Origin of the sequence: Pseudomonas sp. PS02290, from assembly GCF_029960075.1 — a bacterium.
In the GTDB taxonomy this organism is placed as follows: Bacteria; Pseudomonadota; Gammaproteobacteria; order Pseudomonadales; family Pseudomonadaceae; genus Aquipseudomonas.
The window spans coordinates 1-23761 of the sequence record NZ_JASCOY010000026.1; the positions used below are offsets into that span (position 1 = coordinate 1).

Genomic DNA, 23761 nt, shown 5'->3' on the forward strand with positions numbered 1-23761 from the left:
GAGCTTGCTCGCGAATGTGTTCTGTCAGTTGATACATGCACAACAGAACGATTGCATTCGCGAGCAAGCTCACTCCTACAGGTTTGCGATCAGTACGATGATAATTTCCCGCCTCGCCCTCGCCTTTTCCCTCATCCCCGCTGCTCAGGCCTTCGCCGATGAGCCTGATCGCGAAAGCGCCCTGAAGCTGGACAGCGTGGTGATCAGCGCCAATCGCCAAGTCGAGCAGCGTGATGCCAGCACTGCGGCGAGCACCGTATTCACCCGCGCCGACATCGAGCGGCTGCAACCCGGCAGCGTCACCGACCTGTTGAGTCGCGTGCCCGGCGTGCAAGTGGCGCCCAGCGGCGGCCGGGGCAGTTTGCCGGGGATTTTCATTCGCGGGACCAAGGCTGCGCAGAGTCTGGTGTTGGTCGATGGGCAGCGCATTGCCAATGCGACGTCGGCGGACAGCAACCTGCAATACCTCGACGTCGAGCAGATCGAGCGCGTGGAAGTGCTGCGCGGATCACGCTCGGTCATCTACGGTGCGGACGCCATTGGCGGCGTGATCCAGATATTCACCCGACGGGGCGCCGAGCAAGGCCTCCAGGCCCGCCTGCATACGGGTTTTGCAAATCGCGGCACCCAGCAGCAGAGCCTCGGCGTGTCGGGCGGTGATCAGCAAACGCATTTCAACCTCAGCACCAGCCTGGATGAAACGGCAGGCATCGACCGCACCGGCCCGTCCTTCTCCAGCGATGACGATCACGACGCCTACCGCAATAAATCCCTGAGCCTGAACCTCAGCCACTGGCTCAGCGACGACGTGGAAATGGGCCTCAACGCTCTGGATAATCGGGGCAAGACCGAGTTCGACAACCCGTTCGGTCTGTTCGACCCGGTCACGTTCAACACGGTGGGTCAGCAGCAATACAGCAAGTTTGACCTGAGCAGCCTCGGCACCTACGTCGATGCCCGCATCAACCAGACCTGGACAACCCGCCTGGAGCTGGGCCACAGCGAGAACCGCGAGAAGACGCTGGATAAGCTGAGCGACGATCACTACGTGTTCAACACCTACCGCAACTCGTTCAATTGGCAGAACGACCTGACGCTGGATGACCGCAACAGCCTGATGCTGGGTGGCGACTGGTACGAAGACCGCGTCAACAGCAGCACGCCGTTCGACGAGGACAGCCGCTGGAACCGCGCGGCGTTCATCCAGCATCGTTTCAAAGGCGAGCACTTCTCGACCGAGCTCGGCCTGCGCCATGATCAGAATGAGCAGTTCGGCAGCCAGAACACCTGGAGCGGCACCCTCACCGTTCCGCTCAATGACGCCAACGACGTGCTGCTGTCCTACAGCGAAGGCTTCCGCGCGCCGACATTCAACGACCTGTATTACCCGGACTTCAGCAACCCGAATCTCAAACCCGAGCACTCGAAAACCTACGAGCTGCAATGGCGCAGTCGCCTGAGCGAAACCGCCCGCCTTGAGGCCTCGCTGTATCGCACTGATCTGCAGGACGCGATTGCCCTCGACAGCGACTTTCGCCCTCAGAACATCGGCTCGGCACGGATCAATGGTGTCGAAGCGTCCCTTGAGCAGCAATTGTTCGGCTGGACCGGCAAGCTCGGCGCGTCGGTCATCGACCCGCGTGACCGTGACACTGGGCACACGCTCAACCGTCGCGCTCGCCGCACCCTGAACCTCGATCTTGATCGGCAGTTCGATCGCCTCGGTGTCGGCGCCAGTTGGCAGGCCGTCAGCGACAGCTACAACGACGAGGCCAACACCCAGCACATCGGCGGCTATTCGCTGTTCGGATTGCGCAGCAGCTGGAAAGCCAGCGACGAAGTGAAGCTTGAGTTCAAGCTGGATAACGCCCTGGACAAACGCTACAGCCGCACGCTGTACAGTTTTGATGGCAGCAACTACGGCTATCGCGAAGAGGGTCGGACGTGGATGTTTGGCGTGACCTGGACGCCTGAGCTATAGATTTGCAGCCCGCCTGATCTAGCGTTCTGGCGCTATTACGCTGCACACCTTCGCCACCGCGTCCACCATCTGCCCGCTTGCTCGTTCGAGGCCTTTATCGGGCACGGCAAACAGGCGACCGGCTTTTACGGCCTTCAACTGCGACCAGCTTTTCCATGCCGGCAACAATGCAGCGTCGCTGGCGAGAATCACGTCCGGATCTCGCTGCAGCACTGACTCGATACTCACCTGCGGCGCCGGCAGGGTCAGGTCTTCAAACACGTTGCGTGCGCCGCAGACGGTCAGTGCATCGCTGATGATCTGGCCGCCGCCTACGGTGTAAAGCGGCTGATCCCACACTTGGTAGAACACCTTCAGCGGGACATCGCGGCGATAACGCTCACGCAATCCGGCCAATCGCTGGCGGAAATCCTTCGCTGCCTGTTGTCCACGATCGGCGCGGCCAAGGCGCTCGCCCATCTGCTCGATCTGATCAGCCAGCTCGTTCAGCGTGTGGGGTTCGGCGGTGTAGGTGGGAATGTTCAGGCGCTTCAGTTGATCGCGCTGGGCCGCGCTGACACTCCCGGGCCATAGCAGCAAAAGATCGGGCTGCAAACTGAGCAGGCGCTCGATGTCGAGCTGCCCGTAGCGACCCACCGAAGGCAGGCGTGCCACCTTTGTCGGACGTGGACCGCCGTCGAGCACACCGACCAGCAGATCGGCGGCATCCAGTTCGATAACAATTTCAGTCAGAGAGGGTGCGAGGCTAACGACCCGCTGCGCAGCGCCGGCCTGAAAAGCAACCAGCAACAGGAGAAAGGCAACCCAGCGGCGCATCAAGCGCGTCCAGCCTGCGCCAGACGACGGCGCAGACTGCAAAGCATCACGCCGGATCGACTTCGCTCTGATGTTCGTTGCCCATCATGTGGCCCAGCTTGCCGGCCTTGGTCGCTAGGTAGAGCTTGTTGTGCGGATTGTGGCCGGTATGCAGTGGCACGCGCTCGGCGACGGTGATGCCCATGTCAGTCAGCGCTTTGACTTTGCGGGGGTTATTGGTCATCAGACGCAGGGACTGGATGCCCAGATGCTCCAGCATCGGCAGGCAAATGCCGTAATCGCGCTGGTCAGCGGCGAAGCCCAGGCGCTCGTTCGCTTCAACGGTGTCGGCACCGCCGTCCTGCAATTCATACGCGCGGATCTTGTTCATCAAGCCTATGCCGCGGCCTTCCTGGCGCAGGTACAACAGCACGCCGCGGCCTTCGGCGGCGATGGCGCGCAACGCCGCCTCAAGCTGGGAACCGCAGTCGCATCGCTGACTGAACAGCGCATCACCGGTCAGGCATTCGGAATGCACACGGCCGAGTACCGGGGCCCCGTCTGACACATCGCCGAGGGTCAGCACGACATGCTCGCGACCGTTTTCCTGCTCGAGAAAGCCGTTCATCTTGAAAGTGGCAAAAGGGGTAGGCAGCTTGGAAGCCGCGACAAATACGACGGGCACCGGGTGCTCCTGATCAGTATGAGGGCTGGAAATTCGCAACATTGTAACAGCAGGTTCCGGCAGACGCTTAGGCTGAATTTTCGGCCAATCAGATCAACAAGTTTGATCAGTGGGCAGCGTCATTACCGGATTGACGACCGTCTGTGTCGAACGGATACGGATGCTTCCAGCGTGCAAAGATCGGCCGCAGCTTGCCGCTGTGCACAAGTTCGCCCATCCGTACGTCAAACAGATCCCGCAGCGCGTGCCCTCGCGGGGTATCGGCAAAGCTCAGGTACAACGGAATGGACGTGAGATAGGTCAGCCGATAACGCTGAGGATCGTCGCTTTGGGCGAGGACAAAGTCCATTTCCGGTTTGGCATCGATGTACAGATCCGCGCGCCCGTATTCGAGCATCGGCAGAACGTGATCGCGCCGGGCGACCTCGTTGAAGTGCGTCACGTTGGGCAGATAGTGCTGATACTCGTAGCCACGCACCCAGGCCAAACGGTATTTGCCCAGCGTCTGCAGAGAAGGAAGCGGCTTGGAGGCCAGACCCAGCGTGTAAATCTCGTCGGTGTCGTAGTTCCACTTCGAGTAGAGCGTGCCCTCGACCTCATCCTTGTAGGCGGCAATCCACGCGTCGGCCTCGCCCCGCTGCACCAGCCCGACCGCGCGGGTGTACGGCTCGATGCGCTGCTCGACCTTGACGCCGGCCGGCTCGAAGATCTCACGCATCAAATCCCAACCCAGCCCCGTGCCGTCGGTTTCGGTGTAACCAATCCAGTGCTCGCTGACCAGTTGGATGTCAGTAGGCTTGTCAGACATTGGCGCAGGGGTTGCCGCATCGGCAGTCGCCCAGACACTTGTCATCAGCAACCACACAGCGAGCAGCCATCCCACCCCTGAACGCCTCATGAGCGTAGCCCCTACATCACGGCCCACAGACAGACCAGCCCTTGCATCGCCAGCCATGCGAACACACCGGCGAGGACATCATCGAGCATGATGCCGACGCCGCCGTGCACATGCTTGTCGATCCAATGAATGGGCCAAGGCTTGAGGATGTCGAAAAAGCGGAACACCAGAAAACCCACCAGCAGCCAGCCCCAGCCTTCGGGTACCAGCCACAAAGTAATCCACATCCCGACCATCTCGTCCCAGACGATGCCTTCATGGTCGTGAACGCGCAGGTCGTCCGCCACCTTGCCGCACAGCCAGAAGCCGAACAGTATCGTCAGGCCGAGCACCAGCCAGTAGCCCCAGTCCGGCAGCATTTGCCACAGCGGGATAAACGGCACGGCAACCATCGAACCCCAGGTGCCGGGCGCTTTGGGCAATGTGCCGGAGCCGAAACCGAAGGCCAGGAAATGCCACGGATTGGTCCAAACCGACGGAGGAACGTTCTCCGCCGGGACCTGATTAGGATGATCTGTCACCGTGTCTCCTGAAAATGTTGATAGCCCCGAATCAACGGGGTGACGTCCTGCCCAAGTGCGTCGATCAGCGCCACGCCGTGGCCTTCGACCACCCGACCCAGAACGAAAACAGGCAAGCCGGCGGCCTGCAGTTCAGCCAGCCATGATGGCGGCAAGGTGAAGGCCAGTCTGTAGTCATCGCCCCCGGTAAGCGCCGCATTCAACGCCGCATCAGGCCCGAAAAAACTCAGCAGCGCGTCAGACATCGGCACTTTTTCGCGCTCAACGAGCAAGCGCACGCCCGAGGCGGTAGCGATGTGTCCGCAGTCGGCGAGCAGTCCGTCAGAGATGTCCAGCGCCGCGCTGGCCTTGCCGCGCAACGCGATGCCCAGCTCGAACTGCGGCTGCGGCGACCAGTAACGCGCCAGCAAGGCCTGAGTGGTAGACGCCTCGGTGCTGCGCTGGTTCAACACCAACGGCAGCGCTCCGGCCCCGTCGCCCAGCGGACCGCCCACGCACAACAAATCGCCGGGCCGTGCGCCGCTTCGGGTCAGGGCCTGCCCGTTGGGGACCGTGCCGAAAACGGTGACCGTCAGGCTCAACGGCCCGCGCGTGGTGTCGCCACCGATCAGGCGCAGGCCGCAGCCTTGAGCCATGGTGTTCAAACCACGGGCGAACGCTTCCAGCCAGTCGGCGGAAACCTGCGGCAGGGTCAGAGCAAGGGTAAAAGCGAGAGGACTGGCGCCCATGGCAGCCAGGTCGCTGGCCGACACGCCGAGAGCGCGCTGGCCGAGCAGGAAAGGATCGCAGACGTCGGGGAAATGCACCCCGGCGACCAGCGTGTCAGTGGAGACGGCGAGTTGCTCGCCAGCGGCCACCGACAACAGGGCGCAGTCGTCGCCGATCCCCAAGGCAACGCCTTCGCCGGGCCGCGCGCAGGGCGCGGCGGCAAAGTAATTGCGGATCAGCTCGAACTCGCCCATGGCGGAGACGCTCAGGTTCTGGAGAAACCCAGAAGCCTCAGCGCTTGTGCGCCTTCACTTCGACTTCGCGCAGACGCGGAGCCAGCTTGTCGAGCACGCCGTTGACGAACTTGTGGCCGTCGGTCGAACCGTAGACTTTCGCCAGTTCGATACCTTCGTTGATGACCACGCGGTACGGCACGTCGATGCGCTCCAGCAGCTCCCAGGTCGACAGACGCAAAACCGCCAGCTCAACCGGGTCCAGCTCGTCGATGGTCAGGTCCAGACACGGCGCCAGCGCTGCGTCGATCTTGTCCTGATTGCCCGGAACACCGTGGAGGATGTCGTGGAAGTACGCGGCATCGACGGAGGTGAAGTCGTTGTCGACGCGGAATTGTGCTTCGATTTCGTTCAGCGACTGGCCAGCCATGTGGCGCTGGTAAAGGGCCTGCATCGCCATCTGGCGAGCCGCACGGCGCTTTTCGCTTTTCGATGGCTTGCCAGCGTCTGCCGCACGTGGATCACGCGGGTTGAACTGATCGCTTTCGTCGTTAATCACTTGGCCTCCAACTGCGCCAACAGGCTGACCATCTCGATGGCGGACAAGGCAGCTTCAGCGCCTTTGTTGCCGGCCTTGGTGCCGGAGCGTTCGATCGCCTGTTCGATGGAATCGACGGTCAAGACGCCGAACGCGACCGGTACGCCGAACTCCATGGACACCTGGGACAGGCCCTTGGTGCATTCGCCAGCGACGTATTCGAAGTGCGGGGTGCCGCCACGAATGACGGCGCCGAGGGCGATGATGGCGGCGAATTCGCTGCGTTGAGCGACCTTCTGCACGACCAGCGGGATTTCAAACGCGCCCGGTGCGCGGATGATGGTGATGTCGCTTTCGCTCACGCCATGGCGAACCAGGGCATCAACGGCACCGCTCACCAGGCTTTCGACGACGAAGCTGTTGAAGCGGCCAACCACCAGGGCATAGCGACCTTGGGGGGCGATGAAGGTACCTTCGATGGTCTTCAGGGTCATTCGGCTGAGTCTCGTGTTCTCGTATTAAAGAGCATGAAAGCGCGCATCGGGCGCGCGCTTTCAGGGATTTTAGGCCACGAATGGGCGACTGCAGGGACCAGAACCACCCACGGCTGAACGCTTTCGGGGCCTGTCACCTGCCGGTCTTTATTCGGAGGGCACGTATTCTACAACTTCCAGATCGAAACCGGATATCGCATTGAACTTCATTGGCGAACTCATCAGGCGCATTTTGCGCACGCCGAGGTCACGAAGGATCTGCGAACCGGCACCGACCGTACTGTAAGTGGTCGGCGTCTTGATCGGCGTGCCGCCTGCGGTTTCACGCACATGGGCCAGAACCGTGTCGCCATCGAGCGGGTGACCGAGCAGCAGCACGACGCCGCTGCCAGCCTCGGCCACGGTCTTCATGGCAGCGCGCAGGCTCCAGCGGCCGGGCTGCTTGACCATCAGCAGGTCGCGCAGCGGGTCCATGTTATGCACGCGAACCAGTGTGGCTTCTTCCGCGCAGATCTTGCCCAGCGTCAGCGCCAGGTGCACGTCACCTTCGACGGAATCGCGGTAGGTCACCAGATTGAAATGGCCCAGTTCGCTGTCGAGAGGCTGCTCGGCAATCCGCTGAACGGTACGCTCGTGGATCATTCGGTAATGAATCAGGTCGGCAATGGTACCGATCTTGATGTTGTGCTCGGCCGCGAAAGCTTCCAGTTCAGTACGACGGGACATGGTGCCGTCGTCGTTCATCACTTCGCAGATCACGCCGGTCGGCTCGAAACCGGCCATGCGCGCCAAGTCGCATGCCGCTTCCGTGTGGCCTGCGCGGGACAACGTGCCGCCGGCCTGAGCCATCAGCGGGAAGATGTGGCCCGGGCTGACGATGTCTTCAGCCTTGGCGTCTTTCGCGGCAGCCGCCTGAACGGTGCGCGCGCGGTCGGCGGCGGAAATCCCGGTGGTCACGCCTTCCGCGGCTTCGATGGACACGGTGAACTTGGTGCCGAAGCCCGAGCCATTGCGCGGCGCCATCAACGGCAGTTTCAGGGTTTCGCAGCGCTCCCGGGTCATCGGCATGCAGATCAGGCCACGGGCGTAACGCGCCATGAAGTTGATGTGCTCGGCCTTGACGCACTCGGAGGCCATGATCAGATCGCCTTCGTTTTCGCGGTCTTCGTCATCCATGAGGATGACCATCTTGCCTTGGCGAATGTCTTCAACCAGTTCTTCGATGCTGTTGAGCGCCACGCGGCACCCCCTTCGATTCAGGATTTGAGGTAGCCGTTGGCGGCCAGAAAGCTTTCGCTGATGTTGCCGCCCTGGGCTGGTGTCGGATCGGCCGCTTTGTCACCGAGCAGCAAACGCTCGAGGTAACGCGCCAGCAGGTCGACTTCCAGGTTGATCTTACGGCCCGGGCGGTAGTCGCCCATGATGGTTTCGGCGAGCGTGTGCGGCACGATGGTCAGCTCGAACTCGGCGCCGTTGACGGCGTTTACGGTCAGGCTGGTGCCGTCGACGGTGATCGAGCCCTTGTGGGAGATGTACTTGGCCAGCTCGCGAGGGGCGCGCATGCGGAACTGGATCGCACGGGCGTTTTCTTCTCGGGACAGTACTTCGCCGACGCCGTCGACGTGGCCGCTGACCAGATGGCCGCCCAGGCGGGTGGTCGGGGTCAGGGCTTTTTCCAGATTGACCCGGCTGCCGGTTTTCAGATCGACGAAGGCAGTGACGTTCAGGGTTTCGCGGCTGACGTCGGCCCAGAAGCCGTCGCCTGGCAATTCAACGGCGGTCAGGCAGACGCCGTTGACCGCGATGCTGTCGCCCAGTTTGACGTCGGAAAGGTCGAGCTTGCCGGTCTCTACGTAAACGCGGACGTCGCCGCCTTTCGGAGTGATGGCGCGGATGCTGCCGATGGATTCGATGATGCCGGTAAACATGGGTGCTCCTGGAAAACAGGGCCAGCGCTGAGCGCGGAAGCCGGAATTATACGCCGGGGTGCGACGCGGGTATTGCAATGACTCGCCAGTCATTGCCGACCGCGCGCATTTCGACGATCTTGAGTTCGAGCGCCTCGCTCATCTGCGCCAGCGGCAGGTCCAGCAACGGTCGCGCCGACGAGCCCATGAACTTGCCCGCCACGAAGATCTGAAATTCATCCACCAGGCCCAGTCGGGTAAACGCGCCGGCCAGTTTGGGTCCGGCTTCGACCAGCACGTCATTGACGCCCCGGGCCGCCAGTTCAACCAGCAACTTGCGCAGGTCGACATGCCCGCCGCTGCTGGGCAGTGCCAGCAGTTCGTGCCCTTCGTCGTGGTAGCGCCCCCGTGCTGACGCTGCCGCGCAGGTCGCCACCAGCGCATTGCCCGCTTTAAAGAAGGGCGCGTCGAGAGGCACACGCAAACGGCCGTCGATCAACACGCGCAACGGCGGTCGGGTCGCGGCCAGGGCGCTGAGTTCGGCGTTCAGGCCCAACTCGTCAGGGCGCACGGTGAGCCGCGCGTTGTCGGCGAGCACGGTATCGGCGCCGGTCAGCACCACGCTCGACTGCGCACGCAGGCGCTGTACGGCAGATCGCGCTTCAGGGCCGGTGATCCACTGGCTTTCGCCGCTGGCCATGGCCGTGCGTCCGTCGAGGCTCATCGCCAGCTTGACCCGCACGTACGGCAGGCCGTGTTCCATACGCTTGAGAAAGCCTTTGTTCAGCGCCCGCGCTTCGCTTTCGAGCACGCCGCTCTGCACCGCAATGCCCGCGTTCATCAGGCGCAACAGGCCACGGCCGGCGACGTCGGGATTGGGGTCTTGCATGGCGGCGACCACACGCGCCACACCGGCATTGACCAGCGCGTCGGCGCACGGCGGGGTGCGGCCATGATGGCTGCAGGGTTCGAGGGTGACGTAAGCGGTGGCGCCCTTCGCCTTGTCGCCCGCCTGGCGCAGCGCATGAACTTCAGCGTGGGGCTCGCCGGCGCGGACGTGCCAGCCTTCGCCAACAATTGCGCCATCACGCACGATCACGCAGCCGACACGCGGGTTGGGATGCGTCGAGTAGACGCCCTTGCGCGCCAGTTCCAGCGCCCGCGCCATATAGGCTGCGTCGAGCACACCTTGCTCTGTCGAGGTCATGCTCACTCTTTAACCGGCTCGCGGGCCAGTCGGTCGATTTCTTCGCGGAATTCGTTGAGGTCCTGAAACCGCCGATAAACAGAAGCAAAGCGGATGTAGGCCACTTCGTCGAGCTTCTGCAGTTCGCCCATGACCAGCTCTCCAACGATCAGCGATTTGACCTCGCGCTCGCCGGTCGCACGCAGTTTGCTTTTGATATGGGCCAGGGCCGCTTCGAGACGCTCGACGCTGACCGGGCGCTTCTCCAGCGCGCGCTGCATGCCAGCGCGCAGCTTCTCTTCGTCGAAGGGCTGACGGCTGCCGTCCTGCTTGATCAGCCGGGGCAGAACCAGTTCAGCGGTTTCGAAGGTGGTGAAGCGTTCTTCGCAGGCGACGCATTCGCGGCGGCGGCGAACCTGATCGCCTTCAGCAACGAGGCGCGAGTCAATGACTTTGGTGTCGTTGGCACCGCAAAAGGGACAGTGCATGGTGGCAGGCAACAAAAAAAGGGAGGGCCATGGTAGCGCATCTCGCTGGCAAGACAAGTCCGGGGCTTTAAGGTATATAGACGCGCATTCAGTGCGGTGAAACCCGTCGCACTCAGCGATACTGCGCCATCCCGTGCGTATCTCGCCCGCATTCTGCTTTGTCTGGAGCTGTTCATGACGCTACGTACGCTTGCTGTAATCAGCCTTGTGGGCCTGCTCGCTGCCTGCAGCACGGCCGAAGCGCCGAAACCTGCGGCGCCCGCCAAACCTGCGCCCAACGCCATTACGCTGCCGGAAGGGCAAGGTCCGTTGCAGCCGTTCCAGCGCGAATTGAGCGGCCAGTTGCTGGGCGTGCCGGCCGGCGCAGAGGTCGAGCTGGCGCTGCTGGTCATCGACGATCGCAATCGCCCGCAGAAGCTGCTGACCAGCACCAAGTTGATCGGCAACAACCAGTCGCTGCCGTTTCAGCTGCGTTTCAATCCTGAGGCTTTCCCGGTGGGCGCGCGCGTTGAACTGCGCGGCCGCGCCAGCAAGTCGGGGCAGCTGATTCTGCATCTGCCGTCCGTGCTGATCACCCAGCCCACCACTCAGGCGCTGGGTCAGCTGCAATTCGCTCCCGCGCCGTGACCGCTCCGTTTCACCTGCAAGCCGCATTGGGCGAACTGTTGGGCGATGCGCAACTGGTTGCCGAAGCGCTGCCGGGGACGGACCTGAAGCTGTGGCTGATCGACGCAAACAATATGGATCGTGCGTTCAGCCCCGAAGAAACCCGGCGCATTCTTGAAGACCCGCCCTACTGGAGTTTCTGTTGGGCCAGCGGACTGGCGCTGGCGCGGTTTCTCGCCGAGCAGCCGCAGTGGGTCGCGGGCAAGCGCGTGCTGGATTTCGGCGCGGGCTCGGGTGTCGCAGGCATCGCGGCGATGAAGGCCGGGGCGCTCGAAGTCGTCGCCTGTGATCTCGATCCGCTGGCGATCGAGGCCTGCCGAGCCAACGCTGAGCTGAACGGCGTGACGCTTCAGTATTCGGGGGACTTCTTCGCCGAAGACGATCGTTTCGACCTGATCCTGGTGGCGGACGTGCTGTACGACCGCGCCAACCTGCCGTTGCTGGATCAGTTTCTCAGTCGTGGCAAACAAGCGTTGGTGGCCGATTCCCGGGTGCGGGACTTTCAGCACCCCTTGTATCAGCGACTGGGAATTCTGGAGGCGCTGACGCTGCCCGATCTGGCCGAGCCGTGGGAGTTTCGCAAGGTGAGTCTTTATCACGCGGTCAGGTGATGAGCCGCTAGGCGTCTGCAATTTGACGACAGGCATCAACCCCGCTTCCGACAATCCCCCCAGCCCTTTATAGTTCGCGCCATCAAGCCTTCTTTCGAGACCCGCGATGAGCCAGGACACGCCGTACATCTTTGATGCGACCACCGCCACTTTCGATCAGATGGTCATCGAGAATTCCTTTCACAAACCCGTGCTGGTGGATTTCTGGGCCGAGTGGTGCGCGCCGTGCAAGGTGCTGATGCCGCTGCTGCAACAGATTGCCGAGAGTTATCAGGGCGAATTGTTGCTGGCCAAGGTCGATTGCGACGCTGAACAGGACATCGTGGCGCGCTTCGGGATTCGCAGCCTGCCCACCGTGGTGCTGTTCAAGGACGGTCAGCCGGTGGATGGATTCTCCGGCGCTCAGCCTGAATCGCAAATCCGCGCATTGCTTGAGCCCCATGTGCAGATGCCGCCGCCGGCCGCCGCCGACCCGCTTAAAACCGCCCAGGCGATGTTCGCCGAGAGCCATTTCGCCGAAGCCGAAGCGGTTCTGCAGACCATCCTCGCCGAGGACAACACCAACGCTGCCGCGCTGATTCTGTACGCGCGCTGCCTGGCCGAACGTGGCGAGCTGACGGAGGCCCGCACGGTGCTGGACGCGGTGAAGAGCGATGAGCACAAAGCCGCGCTGGCCGGGGCGAAGGCGCAATTGACGTTTCTGGCTGAAGCCGCCGCGTTGCCTGACGTCGCCGAGCTGAAGTCGCGCCTGGCGCAGAACCCGCAGGACGACGAAGCCGCGCACCAACTGGCGATCCAGCAATTGTCCCGTCAGCAATACGAAGCCGCGCTGGAAGGACTGCTCAAGCTGTTCATCCGCAACCGCAGCTACAACGAAGGCCAGCCGCACAAGACGCTGCTGCAGGTGTTTGACTTGCTGGGGAATGATCACCCGCTGGTCACGACCTACCGTCGTCGGCTGTTTGCGGCGCTTTACTAGCCTTCCCTGCTGAAGCCGGTCTTTTGATGGACCGAGCCAGTCCCAAGGAATGTACGCGGTCTACTTGTGGGACCGGCTTTAGCCGGGAAGAGGCCCGCACCAGCACCCTCAATTTTGTGGTGTGACGGCTGAAGCATTCCCGGCTAAAGCCGGTCCTACACGGGTCCAAAAACGGTTGTGTGTATCATTCGATCCAGTGATACACCGGCGTGTCGCCCTGGCTTTCCACTTTCACGTTGGCGCTGTGGCGCATCCGCACCATCAGGCGTTTGCCCGCAGCGGTGCTACCCGACAAACCTTCCAGCTGACCGAGTAGATCCGGCCCGGTCAGATGGCCCGCTTTGCGCAACAGCTCTTGAGCGATATCCCAGACAGCATCGTTGCGACTGGCCGCAGGCTTGACGGACGTATCAACCGGCGCCGAAGTTGCCTGCACCTGCGCGCCTGGCTGAATGCCCAGCCGTGCCCAGTCGGCGTAGTCCATTTCCACAGTCAGATCCACCGGCAGATCGCCGACGGTTCCACGGATTCGCAGCATGGGGTGTGTCCTCTGATAGGGTGGACCGGCATGGTCCCACAGGAATTGTCGACCTGCACGTGATCCCTGAAAGCTCACCCTCCCACAAGGCTGATTGAAAAAGTTAAGAAACAGCGCAACGCATTGTTATAAGATCACATAACAAATTTCAGACTCACCCCCGGAGCTTCCCCATGCGTCGTTTGCTACTCGCCCTGCCCTTCGCCTTGCTGCCCCTCGCTGCTGCTCAAGCGTCCGATGAACATGACCACGATCATGAGCACGGCAGTCTCGGCGCGCATGTGCACGGTGTCGCGCGGCTGGATATGGCGCTGGACGGTCGCACCCTAGAACTGGAACTCGACACGCCGGCGATGAACATCGTCGGCTTCGAGCACCCGGCAACCACGGACGCAGACAAGATGACGCTTGCTCTGGCCAAGGAAACCCTGCTCAAACCCCACGCCCTGTTCAGTCTCCCGGAAGCAGCCGGATGCACCGCGACCAAACAGCGGGTGGAAAGCACGCTGTTCGGCGACAAGGATGACGACGATCACGACCACGCCGATGGCGACGCGGCTGAACACGAGCACAGCGAAATTCACGGCCACTATCAGTTCACCTGCAGCGCGCCGAACGTGCTCAACAAGCTCGATCTGACCCAGCTGTTCAAAAGCTTCCCGGCCACCCAGACCATTCAGGTGCAGCTGGTGACACCGAAACGCCAGATGGGCGCTGAAGTGCGTCCGAGCAATCCGGTGGTCAAGTTTTAACCAACGCCACTCCATCAGCGACCGGGCTTCCCGGTCGATCACTTTTCAAACGCACGTGTGGCCATGACTCAAGCGCTCATTGAATTGTCCGAACTCGGCTTCAGCTGGCCGGGGCATCCGCAGCTGCTGGACATTCCGGCGTTTCGCCTCGATGCCGGCGAAACCCTGTTTCTCAAAGGCCCCAGCGGCAGTGGCAAAACCACGCTGCTCGGTCTGCTGGGCGGTGTGCAGCGCCCCAGTCGCGGCAGCGTTCGCCTGCTCGGTCAGGAGCTGACGCAGCTCTCGGCCGGGGCGCGGGACCGGTTTCGGGTCGACCATACGGGCTACATCTTTCAGCAGTTCAATCTGCTGCCGTTTTTGTCGGTGCGCGAGAACGTCGAGCTGCCCTGCCGCTTTTCCAAACTACGCACCCAACGGGCGACCCAACGCCACGGCAGCGTCGACATAGCGGCCGAAACCCTGCTCGCTCACTTGGGTTTGAAAGACCCCGAAATGCTCATCCGCCGCGCCGATTCGCTGTCCATCGGTCAGCAGCAACGGGTTGCTGCCGCTCGCGCCCTGATCGGCCAGCCGGAGCTGGTGATCGCTGACGAACCCACCTCGGCGCTGGATGCCGACGCCCGCGAAGCGTTCATTCAGTTGCTGTTCGCCGAGTGCCGCGAGGCCGGCGCCAGCCTCTTATTCGTCAGCCACGATCAAAGCCTGGCGCCGCTGTTCGACCGCAACCTGTCGCTGGCCGAACTCAATCGCGCCGCCGTCGCTGCTGAGGTTTGAGATGTATCTTCTTCGTCTGGCGCTGGCCAGCCTCGCCAACCGCCGCTTCACTGCCTTCCTCACCGCGTTCGCCATCGCCCTCTCCGTCTGCCTGCTGCTGGCGGTCGAACGGGTGCGCACCGAAGCACGCGCCAGTTTTGCCAGCACCATCAGCGGCACGGACCTGATCGTCGGCGCGCGCTCGGGATCGGTCAACCTGCTGCTGTACTCGGTGTTCCGCATCGGCAACGCCACCAACAACATTCGCTGGGACAGTTTCGAGCACTTCGCCAACAGCAAGCAGGTGAAGTGGGCGATTCCGATTTCCCTCGGCGACAGCCATCGCGGCTATCGCGTGATGGGCACCAACGAATCGTATTTCGAGCATTACCAGTACGGCCGTCAGCAGCACCTGGAGCTGGCCGACGGCCGGCCGTTCGCCACCGACCCGTTCGAGGTGGTGCTCGGCGCGGAAGTGGCGGACGCGCTGCATTACACGCTGGGCGACAAGCTGGTGCTGGCCCACGGCGTCGCGACGGTGAGTCTGGTCAAGCATGACGACAAGCCGTTCACCGTCGTCGGCATTCTCAAACGCACCGGCACGCCGGTGGACCGCACGCTGCACATTAGCCTCGGCGGCATGGAAGCGATTCACATCGACTGGCACAACGGCGTGCCCGCCCAAGGCGCCGGGCGTATAAGTGCCGACCAGGCCCGCAACATGGACCTCACGCCCACTGCCATCACTGCATTCATGCTCGGGCTGAACAGCAAGATCGCCACCTTCGCTGTGCAGCGCGACATCAACGAGTTCCGGGGCGAGCCGATGCTGGCGATTCTGCCGGGGGTGGCGTTGCAGGAGCTGTGGAGCCTGATGGGCACGGCTGAAAAAGCGCTGTTCGTGATTTCGCTGTTTGTGGTGCTGACCGGGCTGATCGGCATGCTGACGGCGATTCTCACCAGCCTCAACGAGCGGCGTCGGGAGATGGCGATTCTGCGCTCGGTGGGCGCACGCCCTTGGCACATCGCCAGTCTGCTGGTGCTGGAAGCGTTTGCCCTGGCGCTGGGAGGTTCGGTCTGCGGGCTGGCGCTGCTTTACATCGGCATCGCCTCCGCGCAGGGTTACGTGCAGGCCAATTACGGTTTGTACCTGCCGCTGTCCATGCCCAGCACGTACGAGTGGATGTTGCTGACAGGCATTCTCGGCGCTGCCGTGTTGATGGGCACTGTGCCCGCGTGGCGAGCCTATCGCCAGTCGCTGGTAGACGGGTTGTCGATTCGTTTATGAGGTCGTTGTGATGCGAATGGGTTGGCTGCTGTGGTTAATGATCATCGCAACGCCGTTGTGGGCCCAGGACCTGCGCGTGCTGACGTGGCAGGAAATGATCCCGCCCGACGCGCCACCGGTGAAGCTGATCACCGCGCCGATCCATAACCTGTCGAGCATGGCAGACACCCTGTCCGTCGAGTCCGCGCCGGCCGCCCATCAACTGGCGCCCCATGCGCCGGTGGTCAAGTCGCTGGACGGCGAGCGAGTGCGTCTGCCGGGTTACATCGTGCCGCTGGAAGTCAGCGAGGAAGGCCGGGTGACGGAGTTTCTGTTGGTCCCGTATTTCGGCGCCTGCATTCATGTGCCTCCACCGCCTCCGAATCAGATCGTCCACGTGACCAGCGAACTGGGCGTCAAGGTGGACGAGCTGTACCAGCCCTACTGGATCGAAGGCCCGATGCAGGTCAAATCTTCGACCACCGAACTGGCCGACGCGGGTTACCAGATGGAAGCGGACAAGATTCTGGTGTACGAAATGCCAGATGAGCAGTGAGGTTCGTTAGCAGGCACACCCTAATTGCACTTTCATTGAGCCAGGTCAAAAACCGCGAGCTAGACGCTTCGTAACATACGGCATCTCTTTTTATGCCCTTACGGAGCCCCCATGCACAAGTCCCTGCTCAGCGTGCCCCTGCTCGCGCTTGCACTCGGTGTCCCTCTCGCCGCTCACGCCCACCAGGCCGGTGACTTCATCATTCGCGCCGGTGCTGCAACGACGGCGCCCAACGAAGAAAGCGGAAACCTGAAGCTGGACGGCACCAAAGTCCCGGGTACCAAAGCGACGCTGGACAGCGACACCCAACTGGGGCTGGCCTTCGCCTACATGCTCACCGATCACGTGGGCCTTGAGTTGCTGGCGGCAACGCCCTTCCAGCACACCGTCGCGGTTAAAGGCCTGGGCCCGGGTCTGGATGGCAAGCTGGCGGACGTGAAACAGCTGCCGCCAACCCTGTCGCTGCAGTACTACCCGATGGACGCGACGTCGAAATTCCAGCCATACGCCGGTGTCGGCGTGAACTACACCTGGTTCTACGACGAAAACCTGAGCAGCGAACGCAAAGGCCAGGGCATGAACAACCTGCACATCAAGAATTCGTGGGGCTGGGCCGGTCAGATCGGCGCGGACTACATGCTGACGGACAAGATCATGCTCAACGCCGCCGTCTGGTACGTGGACATCGACACCCAAGCCACGCTGGACGGTCCGTCGGCGCTGGGCGTCGGCCGGACCAAAGTGAACGTGGACGTCGATCCGTGGGTGTACATGGTCGGGGTGGGTTACAAGTTCTAAGCGCTTGAAGTTCGAAGCGCTTGCGCCCGACCCAGCAGGCACAAAAAAGGCACCTCCTCGGTGCCTTTTTGCTGCGCGGGTTTCAGCGCCCCAGCAGCCGCGCCAGCCCGACTTTCAGCGGCGTCGGCTCGGGCACCTTAAAGCGCTCAAGCAGACGCTGATTGCTGGCACGTGAATGCTTGATGTCACCCGAACGTGCCGGCAGGTAGCTCACCGGCGGCAGATCTCCCACCACCTCGGCAAGGGCGCTCAGCAGCTCATTCAACGAAGTCGTCGCGTTCAGCCCGACATTGACTGCGCCCTCTGCCACCGTCGGCATCTCGATGCCCTGCACCACAAGGTCCACCAGGTCCTCGACGTAGAAGAAGTCCCGGGTCTGCTCGCCGTCGCCGAACACCGCAATCGGCAGACCGTTTACCGCCCGCTCTGCGAAAATGCTGATCACGCCGGAGTACGGCGAAGAAGGGTCCTGACGCGGGCCGAAGATGTTGAAGAAGCGGAAAATCACGGGCTCGAAACCGTGCTGGCGACGATAGAAATCGAAGTAGTGCTCACCGGCCAGTTTGTCCGACGCGTAGGGGGTCAGCGGCGCTTTCGGCGTGTCTTCGGTGATGGCCTCGCCTTCACCGTTATTGCCGTAAACCGCAGCGCTGGAAGCAAACACCACGCGTTTGATACCGGCCTCGCGCATCGCTTCACAGACATTTAGCGTGCCGATGAAATTGCTCTGGTGCGTCTTCACCGGATCATCCACCGAGGCCTGCACCGACGCGACGGCAGCCAGGTGCGCCACGGCCTGACAACCCACCGCCGCCCGGGCCACCAGCGCGGCATCGGCGACATCACCTTCGATCAACTCGACACGGGGATTGTCCAGAGGCAGGTTGCTGCGTTTGCCGGTGGAAAGATCGTCGAGGATGCGTACCGCGTAGCCCTTGGCGAGCAGCGCGTCGGTCAGGTGCGAACCGATGAAACCGGCGCCGCCGGTGATGAGGACAGGAGCATCAGACATGGCGGTAATAGCGGTCCAGTAGGTTGGGCAAACCAGCACGCCAGGCGCGTGGCTTGATACCGAAAGTGTGGAGAATTTTCTTGCAGGCGAGCACGGCGTTCTGCGGCTCTTCGCTGGCGTCCGGGCGTGCGGCGTGGGCCTGGGCGGTCGGCGTTTCGATTGCCAGCGGACGCAGCAGACGGGCTTCGGTCAACACGGCCTGACCGAACGCCAGTGGCGTGGTCGCTTCGTGCCCGGCGTAGTGGTAAGTGCCCCACAGCGGCGCGGCGCAATCGAGCTGTTTGAGCACCGAAATGATGACCCTCGCGGCATCATCGACCGGGGTCGGATTGCCACGACGGTCGTCCGCCAGCAGCAATTCACCGGGGGATTCGGCGCGGCTGAGAAAGCGCCCGAGCACGCCTTCGGCGCTGTCGTCGAGCAGCCAGCCGAAACGCAGCAGCACATGTTGCGGGCAGGTGGCGCGCACGCTTTGCTCGATGCGCCACAAGGCCTGGCCACGGGAACCCAGCGGCACGGGCTCGTCTTTTTCGCTGTAAGCCGTCGCCCGCGAACCGTCGAACACGCGGTAGCTGGAGGGTTGGACGAGGACGATATTGTGGTGCTGGCACAGTTCAGCGAGACGCTCGACGGAGCGTTCCTGATTATCCAGCCTGTCAGCGCTCACCCGCTCCGCCTGAAACCAGTCGAAGTAGTAAGCGAGATTGATCAAGGCATCCGGGCGGGTGTCATCGAGCAGTTGCGTCAGGCTTGCCGCGTCCCAACCGTCTTGGGGTGGACGCGGCGCGAGGAAACCAATGTTCTCCTCGGCACCTAGACGAATCAACGCCTGCCCGAGGGCATTCCCGCCGCCCAACAGCATAAGGCGCATTCGCATAGAGTCAGCAGGCTCAGTCTTCAGGTCGATTAAAAATAGGTGAAAAACGTCCGCAAACATAACACGTCATCGGGCAAGTCCCAACAACGGCGGGCATGCGCGCGTGCGGCGCCCTGAAACGCGTCTCCGATCACTCGCCCTTGTGTCTTCCCCTGAGCATCTGACCCTTGCATCTACCCGCCGGCGCCCGCATTAATTGCGCATGAACCTTCCCCAGACACCCGACCCGGTGCTCGACGCCTTTCATCCGGCGGTCAGCGCGTGGTTTCGCTCCACGTTCCCGGCCATTACTGCGGCCCAGGCCCAGGCGTGGCCGTTGATCAAGGGCCGCCAGTCCACGTTGATCGCCGCGCCCACCGGTTCCGGGAAAACCCTGACGGCGTTTCTGGCAGTCATCGATGATCTGGTGCATCAAGGGCTGGAGCACGGCGGCGAGCTGCCGAATGAGACCTTCGTGGTCTACGTCTCGCCCCTGAAAGCGCTGTCCAACGACATCCAGATCAACCTGCAGAATCCGTTGGCGGGCATCACCGATCAACTGATTCAGCAAGGCCTGCCGGGGCTGCGCATCACCACCGCCGTGCGCACTGGTGATACGCCGCAGAAAGAACGCACGGCCATGCGTAAAACCGCGCCGAATATCTTGGTCACGACGCCGGAGTCGCTGTACGTGCTGCTGGGCTCCGACTCCGGTCGGCGCATGTTGTCGAGCACGCAGACCGTCATCGTCGATGAGATTCACGCGATCGCGGCCGGCAAGCGTGGCAGCCATCTCGCCCTCACGCTGGAGCGTTTGCAGGCGCTGTGTGCAGAACCGCTGCTGCGCATCGGGCTGTCGGCGACGCAGAAACCCATCGAGCGCGTATCACGTTTTCTGGTCGGCAGCGATCCGATCAGCCGTCCCTGCGCCATCGTTGACATCGGCCACGCGCGTCCTCGGGATCTGGCCATCGAAGTGCCGCCGGTTGCCTTGAGCGCCGTCATGTCCAGTGACGTCTGGCAACTGGTCTATGACCGGCTCGCGGTGCTGGCGCGCGAACACCGCACCACTCTCATCTTCGTCAACACCCGGCGGCTGGCTGAGCGCATGGCGCGGCATCTGAGTGAGCGACTGGGCAAAGAGGCGGTCGCCGCCCACCACGGCAGCATGGCAAAAGAGCAACGGCTCGACGCCGAGCAGCGCCTCAAGCGCGGTGACCTGCAGGTGTTGATCGCCACGGCCTCGCTGGAGCTGGGGATTGATATCGGTGACGTCGATCTGGTTTGCCAGATCAGTTCGCCCCGTTCCATCGCTTCCTTTTTGCAGCGCGTCGGTCGTTCCGGCCACCACGTTGGCGGTACTCCCAAGGGGCGGCTGTTTGCGGTGTCTCGGGATGATTTGATCGAGTGCGCGGCGCTGCTGGATTGTGTGCGTCGCGGCGAGCTCGACACGCTGGTCATTCCCAAGGCGCCGCTGGATGTGCTGGCGCAGCAGATCATTGCCGAGGTCAGTTGTCAGGAATGGCAGGAGCAGGACCTGCTGGCGCTGTTCCGCAAGGCCTCGCCCTACGCCGAAGTCGACGAAACCCATTATCAGGCGCTGCTCAGCATGCTCGCCGAGGGTTACAGCGGGCGTCAGGGCGTGCGCGCGGCGTACCTGCATCGCGACGCGGTAACCCGCACGTTGCGTGGTCGGCGCGGCAGCAAACTCACGGCGGTCACCAGCGGCGGCACGATTCCGGACAACGCCGATTACAGCGTGGTCCTCGAACCCCAGGCGCTCAACATCGGCACCGTCAACGAAGACTTCGCCGTGGAAAGCGCGGCGGGTGACATCTTCCAGCTGGGCAACACGTCCTACCGGATTCTGCGGATCGAGTCCGGCCGCGTGCGGGTCGAGGACGCCCACGGCATGCCGCCGAACATTCCGTTCTGGATGGGTGAGGCGCCGGGGCGCAGCGATGAATTGTCTTTCGCCGTCGCACGTTTGCAGGCCGATATCGATGAGCAGCTCAGCGCCCATCCCGGCAACCTTCTGGCCTGCACCGACTGGCTGATGAAAAGCCTGGGCCTGGATCTCGCGAGCGCCGAGCAGATCATTGAATACCTCGCCCGCGCGCACTCGGCCCTGGGTGCGCTGCCGTCACAGGACACGCTGGTCATTGAGCGCTTTTTCGATCAGTCCGGCGGCACGCAACTGGTGATTCACTCCCCGTTCGGCAGCCGGGTCAATCGCGCGTGGGGCCTGGCGCTGCGCAAGCGCTTCTGCCGCACCTTCAACTTCGAGCTGCAAGCCGCCGCCAGCGAGGACGCCATCGTGCTGTCGCTGTCCACGGCGCACAGTTTTGCGCTCGATGAAGTCTGGCGTTATCTCAACTCCGCCACTGCCGAGCATTTACTGATTCAGGCAGTGCTGGATGCGCCGCTGTTCGGCGTGCGCTGGCGCTGGAACGCCGGTGTCGCACTGGCCCTGCCGCGTTACACCGGCGGGCGAAAAGTGGCGCCGCAGCTGCAGCGGATCAAGAGCGATGACCTGATCGCCACGGTGTTTCCGGACCAAATCGCCTGCCTGGAAAATCTGGTGGGCGAGCGGGAGGTGCCGGAGCATCCGCTGATCGAGCAGACCCTGGACGATTGCCTGCACGAAGCCATGGACGCCGAAGGCTGGCTGAAACTGCTGCGGCGCATGGAAAACGGCGAGGTGCGCCTGTTCAGTCGCGATCTGCCCGCGCCCTCTCCCCTCGCAGCGGAAATTCTCAACGCCAAGCCGTATGCGTTTCTCGACAACGCGCCGCTGGAAGAACGTCGCACCCAGGCGGTGCTCAATCGGCGCTGGAGCGATCCGGAGTCCACCGACGATCTCGGCGCGCTGGATGTCGATGCGATCAAAGCGGTGGCCGATGAAGCCTGGCCGCAGCCGCAAAATGTGGATGAAATGCACGAGGCGCTGATGACCCTGGGCTGCATCACCGGCGTTGAGGCCCGCGAGCACGGCGACTGGATGAAATGGCTGGAGAGCCTGGCCCGCTCAGGCCGGGGCACGCGCTTGCAGGTCACCCCGGAGCAGGCGCTGTGGATTCCGCTGGAGCGGCTGACCTGTTTGCAGGCGATCTATCCCGCCGCCGAAATGCACCCGCCCTTGGCGGCATTGGCCGGGTTCGATGAAGCCTGGAGCGAGGACGAAGCGCGCGTCGAAATCGTGCGGGCGCGGCTTGGAGGCTTCGGCCCGCTCACGGTGCCTGCCATTGCCGAGCCGTTGGCGCTGACGCACAGCGAAGTCGCACAGGCGCTGGCCCAGCTGGAGAGCGAAGGTTATGTGCTGCGCGGCCAGTTCAACCCTGACGCGAGTGAGGAGCAATGGTGCGAGCGGCATCTGCTGTCGCGTATCCACCGGTATACGGTCAAACGCCTGCGCCGGGAAATCGAGCCGGTGTCGCTGCAGGACTTCACCCGCTTTCTGTTCGATTGGCAGCATCTGTCCGCCACGACCCAGAGTCAGGGCAAAGCCGCGCTGCCGGAAGTCGTCGCGCAACTGGAGGGTTTTTCGTCAGCCGCAGGCGCGTGGGACAGTGATCTGCTTCCGGCGCGCTTGAAAGACTATTCATCGATCTGGCTGGATGACCTGTGTCGGTCCGGCAAGGTGGTGTGGATGCGTCTGACCAGCCGCAACAAGGTCGGCAGCGCTGCGTTGCGCAGTACACCGATTGTGCTGCTGCCGCGACCGCAGGTTCGCCTGTGGACCGGGCTGACCGAACAGCCGGCGCCGACCGAATTATCCCTGCGCGCGCAGAAGGTTCATGAAGTGTTGTCGAGCCAGGGCGCGATGTTTTTCGATGAGCTGACCTCCGAAGCTCACTTGCTGCGGGCTGAACTGGAAACGGCGCTGCAGGAATTGGTGGGCGCCGGGCTGGTCAATGCCGACAGCTTCGCCGGGCTGCGCGCGCTGATCACGCCGGCAAGCAAACGCGCCAGCCACACCAGTCGACGTAATCGCGGCGCGTTCATTGGCGGCATGGACGATGCCGGGCGCTGGGCGTTGTTGCGTCGCGCGCCGGCGAAGGAAGAAGGCGCGTCGCAAAGGATCGACAGCGACACGCTGGAGCATGTCGCCATGACCTTGCTGCGTCGATACGGCGTGGTGTTCTGGCGCCTGTTGGAGCGCGAGGCGGACTGGCTGCCGACGTGGCGCGAGTTGCTGCGCACGTTCCATCGGCTTGAAGCTCGCGGAGAGATTCGCGGCGGGCGCTTCGTTGCCGGCCTGGCCGGTGAGCAATTCGCGCTGCCCGAAGCCATCCCGTTGTTGCGCGAAGTCCGCAACCGCCCGCTGGACGGCAGCTTGATTGCCGTCAGCGGGGTCGACCCGCTCAACCTCGCCGGGACGCTGCTGCCCGGCGCGAAAGTCCCGGCGATTGTCGGCAACAAGCTGGTTTACCGCGACGGCATTCCCATCGCCGCCATCATCGCCGGCAAGCCCCAGTACTGGGGCGAGGTGGATGAGGCGCTGATGTTGCAGGTGCGTGATCGGCTGTTCCGGTAGAT

Annotated in this window: 24 protein-coding genes; 10 read left to right on the plus strand and 14 right to left on the minus strand. The window is 62.9% G+C overall.

Annotated elements, in window-relative coordinates:
• Positions 1 to 97 precede the first annotated feature (97 nt).
• Positions 98 to 1981: a TonB-dependent receptor domain-containing protein gene (locus QMX88_RS13625; protein ID WP_282370228.1), complete on the plus strand. Its 1884-nt coding sequence runs from the start codon at positions 98 to 100 to the stop codon at positions 1979 to 1981.
• Positions 1982 to 1999: 18 nt separating this feature from the next.
• Here the strand turns inward: QMX88_RS13625 and QMX88_RS13630 are convergent, their stop codons facing one another.
• The 11 genes from QMX88_RS13630 to nrdR all read right to left on the minus strand — a co-directional run bounded on the left by QMX88_RS13630 (position 2000) and on the right by nrdR (position 10434).
• Positions 2000 to 2797 (minus strand): cobalamin-binding protein, encoded by a 798-nt coding sequence (locus QMX88_RS13630; protein ID WP_282370116.1) that lies wholly within the window; start codon positions 2795 to 2797, stop codon positions 2000 to 2002.
• Positions 2798 to 2843: 46 nt separating this feature from the next.
• A complete protein-coding gene (ribA, locus tag QMX88_RS13635; protein WP_192173797.1) occupies positions 2844 to 3461 on the minus strand; it encodes a GTP cyclohydrolase II in 618 nt (205 codons plus the stop codon).
• A 106-nt stretch (positions 3462 to 3567) separates the two neighbouring features.
• Complete coding sequence (locus QMX88_RS13640) at positions 3568 to 4314, minus strand: substrate-binding periplasmic protein (protein WP_282370119.1); 747 nt, start codon at positions 4312 to 4314, stop codon at positions 3568 to 3570.
• Positions 4315 to 4370: 56 nt separating this feature from the next.
• Entirely contained in the window at positions 4371 to 4880 is a 510-nt protein-coding gene (locus QMX88_RS13645) for a phosphatidylglycerophosphatase A family protein (RefSeq protein WP_282370121.1), read from the minus strand.
• Positions 4877 to 5842, minus strand: coding sequence for a thiamine-phosphate kinase (gene thiL, locus QMX88_RS13650; RefSeq protein WP_282370124.1), 966 nt, complete (start codon positions 5840 to 5842; stop codon positions 4877 to 4879). Before thiL ends, QMX88_RS13645 begins: the two co-directional genes overlap by 4 nt.
• Positions 5843 to 5879: 37 nt before the next feature.
• Complete coding sequence (nusB, locus tag QMX88_RS13655; protein WP_282370125.1) at positions 5880 to 6380, minus strand: transcription antitermination factor NusB; 501 nt, start codon at positions 6378 to 6380, stop codon at positions 5880 to 5882.
• On the minus strand, positions 6377 to 6853 hold the full coding sequence (gene ribH / locus QMX88_RS13660; protein WP_037017809.1) for a 6,7-dimethyl-8-ribityllumazine synthase: 477 nt from the start codon (positions 6851 to 6853) through the stop codon (positions 6377 to 6379). Before ribH ends, nusB begins: the two co-directional genes overlap by 4 nt.
• Before the next feature lie 147 nt (positions 6854 to 7000).
• The gene (gene ribBA, locus QMX88_RS13665; protein WP_192173801.1) at positions 7001 to 8092 is read right to left on the minus strand and encodes a bifunctional 3,4-dihydroxy-2-butanone-4-phosphate synthase/GTP cyclohydrolase II; all 1092 of its coding nucleotides are present in this window, start codon (positions 8090 to 8092) and stop codon (positions 7001 to 7003) included.
• Between the two features lie 17 nt (positions 8093 to 8109).
• A complete protein-coding gene (locus QMX88_RS13670; protein ID WP_192173802.1) occupies positions 8110 to 8781 on the minus strand; it encodes a riboflavin synthase in 672 nt (223 codons plus the stop codon).
• A gap of 46 nt (positions 8782 to 8827) precedes the next feature.
• Positions 8828 to 9967: a bifunctional diaminohydroxyphosphoribosylaminopyrimidine deaminase/5-amino-6-(5-phosphoribosylamino)uracil reductase RibD gene (gene ribD / locus QMX88_RS13675; protein WP_282370129.1), complete on the minus strand. Its 1140-nt coding sequence runs from the start codon at positions 9965 to 9967 to the stop codon at positions 8828 to 8830.
• Positions 9968 to 9969: 2 nt separating this feature from the next.
• Entirely contained in the window at positions 9970 to 10434 is a 465-nt protein-coding gene (gene nrdR / locus QMX88_RS13680) for a transcriptional regulator NrdR (protein WP_065988433.1), read from the minus strand.
• Positions 10435 to 10608: 174 nt separating this feature from the next.
• Between nrdR and QMX88_RS13685 the strand changes: the two genes are divergently transcribed.
• The 3 genes from QMX88_RS13685 to trxA all read left to right on the plus strand — a co-directional run bounded on the left by QMX88_RS13685 (position 10609) and on the right by trxA (position 12690).
• On the plus strand, positions 10609 to 11061 hold the full coding sequence (locus QMX88_RS13685) for a hypothetical protein (protein WP_237254191.1): 453 nt from the start codon (positions 10609 to 10611) through the stop codon (positions 11059 to 11061).
• On the plus strand, positions 11058 to 11711 hold the full coding sequence (locus QMX88_RS13690) for a class I SAM-dependent methyltransferase (RefSeq protein ID WP_282370138.1): 654 nt from the start codon (positions 11058 to 11060) through the stop codon (positions 11709 to 11711). Before QMX88_RS13685 ends, QMX88_RS13690 begins: the two co-directional genes overlap by 4 nt.
• Before the next feature lie 106 nt (positions 11712 to 11817).
• Positions 11818 to 12690: a thioredoxin gene (gene trxA / locus QMX88_RS13695; RefSeq protein ID WP_192173806.1), complete on the plus strand. Its 873-nt coding sequence runs from the start codon at positions 11818 to 11820 to the stop codon at positions 12688 to 12690.
• Positions 12691 to 12874: 184 nt separating this feature from the next.
• Here trxA and QMX88_RS13700 read toward each other — a convergent pair whose 3' ends face one another.
• Entirely contained in the window at positions 12875 to 13228 is a 354-nt protein-coding gene (locus QMX88_RS13700) for a hypothetical protein (RefSeq protein ID WP_282370140.1), read from the minus strand.
• 173 nt (positions 13229 to 13401) lie between these two features.
• Between QMX88_RS13700 and QMX88_RS13705 the strand changes: the two genes are divergently transcribed.
• The 5 genes from QMX88_RS13705 (at position 13402) to QMX88_RS13725 (ending at position 17354) form a co-directional block, all read left to right on the plus strand.
• Complete coding sequence (locus tag QMX88_RS13705; RefSeq protein WP_282370143.1) at positions 13402 to 13980, plus strand: DUF2796 domain-containing protein; 579 nt, start codon at positions 13402 to 13404, stop codon at positions 13978 to 13980.
• A 63-nt stretch (positions 13981 to 14043) separates the two neighbouring features.
• Positions 14044 to 14754: an ABC transporter ATP-binding protein gene (locus QMX88_RS13710; RefSeq protein WP_282370145.1), complete on the plus strand. Its 711-nt coding sequence runs from the start codon at positions 14044 to 14046 to the stop codon at positions 14752 to 14754.
• 1 nt (position 14755) lies between these two features.
• Positions 14756 to 16021, plus strand: a complete 1266-nt coding sequence (locus tag QMX88_RS13715) for an ABC transporter permease (RefSeq protein ID WP_282370147.1) — start codon at positions 14756 to 14758, stop codon at positions 16019 to 16021.
• 10 nt (positions 16022 to 16031) lie between these two features.
• Positions 16032 to 16556: a DUF3299 domain-containing protein gene (locus QMX88_RS13720; RefSeq protein ID WP_282370149.1), complete on the plus strand. Its 525-nt coding sequence runs from the start codon at positions 16032 to 16034 to the stop codon at positions 16554 to 16556.
• 111 nt (positions 16557 to 16667) lie between these two features.
• Positions 16668 to 17354 (plus strand): OmpW/AlkL family protein, encoded by a 687-nt coding sequence (locus QMX88_RS13725; RefSeq protein WP_282370151.1) that lies wholly within the window; start codon positions 16668 to 16670, stop codon positions 17352 to 17354.
• 82 nt (positions 17355 to 17436) lie between these two features.
• Here the strand turns inward: QMX88_RS13725 and QMX88_RS13730 are convergent, their stop codons facing one another.
• The gene (locus QMX88_RS13730) at positions 17437 to 18366 is read right to left on the minus strand and encodes an NAD-dependent epimerase/dehydratase family protein (RefSeq protein WP_192173812.1); all 930 of its coding nucleotides are present in this window, start codon (positions 18364 to 18366) and stop codon (positions 17437 to 17439) included.
• The gene (locus QMX88_RS13735; protein WP_122536834.1) at positions 18359 to 19243 is read right to left on the minus strand and encodes a sugar nucleotide-binding protein; all 885 of its coding nucleotides are present in this window, start codon (positions 19241 to 19243) and stop codon (positions 18359 to 18361) included. Before QMX88_RS13735 ends, QMX88_RS13730 begins: the two co-directional genes overlap by 8 nt.
• A gap of 202 nt (positions 19244 to 19445) precedes the next feature.
• On the opposite strand from QMX88_RS13735, the gene QMX88_RS13740 reads away from it, so the two are divergent.
• The gene (locus QMX88_RS13740) at positions 19446 to 23759 is read left to right on the plus strand and encodes a DEAD/DEAH box helicase (RefSeq protein WP_282370157.1); all 4314 of its coding nucleotides are present in this window, start codon (positions 19446 to 19448) and stop codon (positions 23757 to 23759) included.
• Positions 23760 to 23761 lie beyond the last annotated feature (2 nt).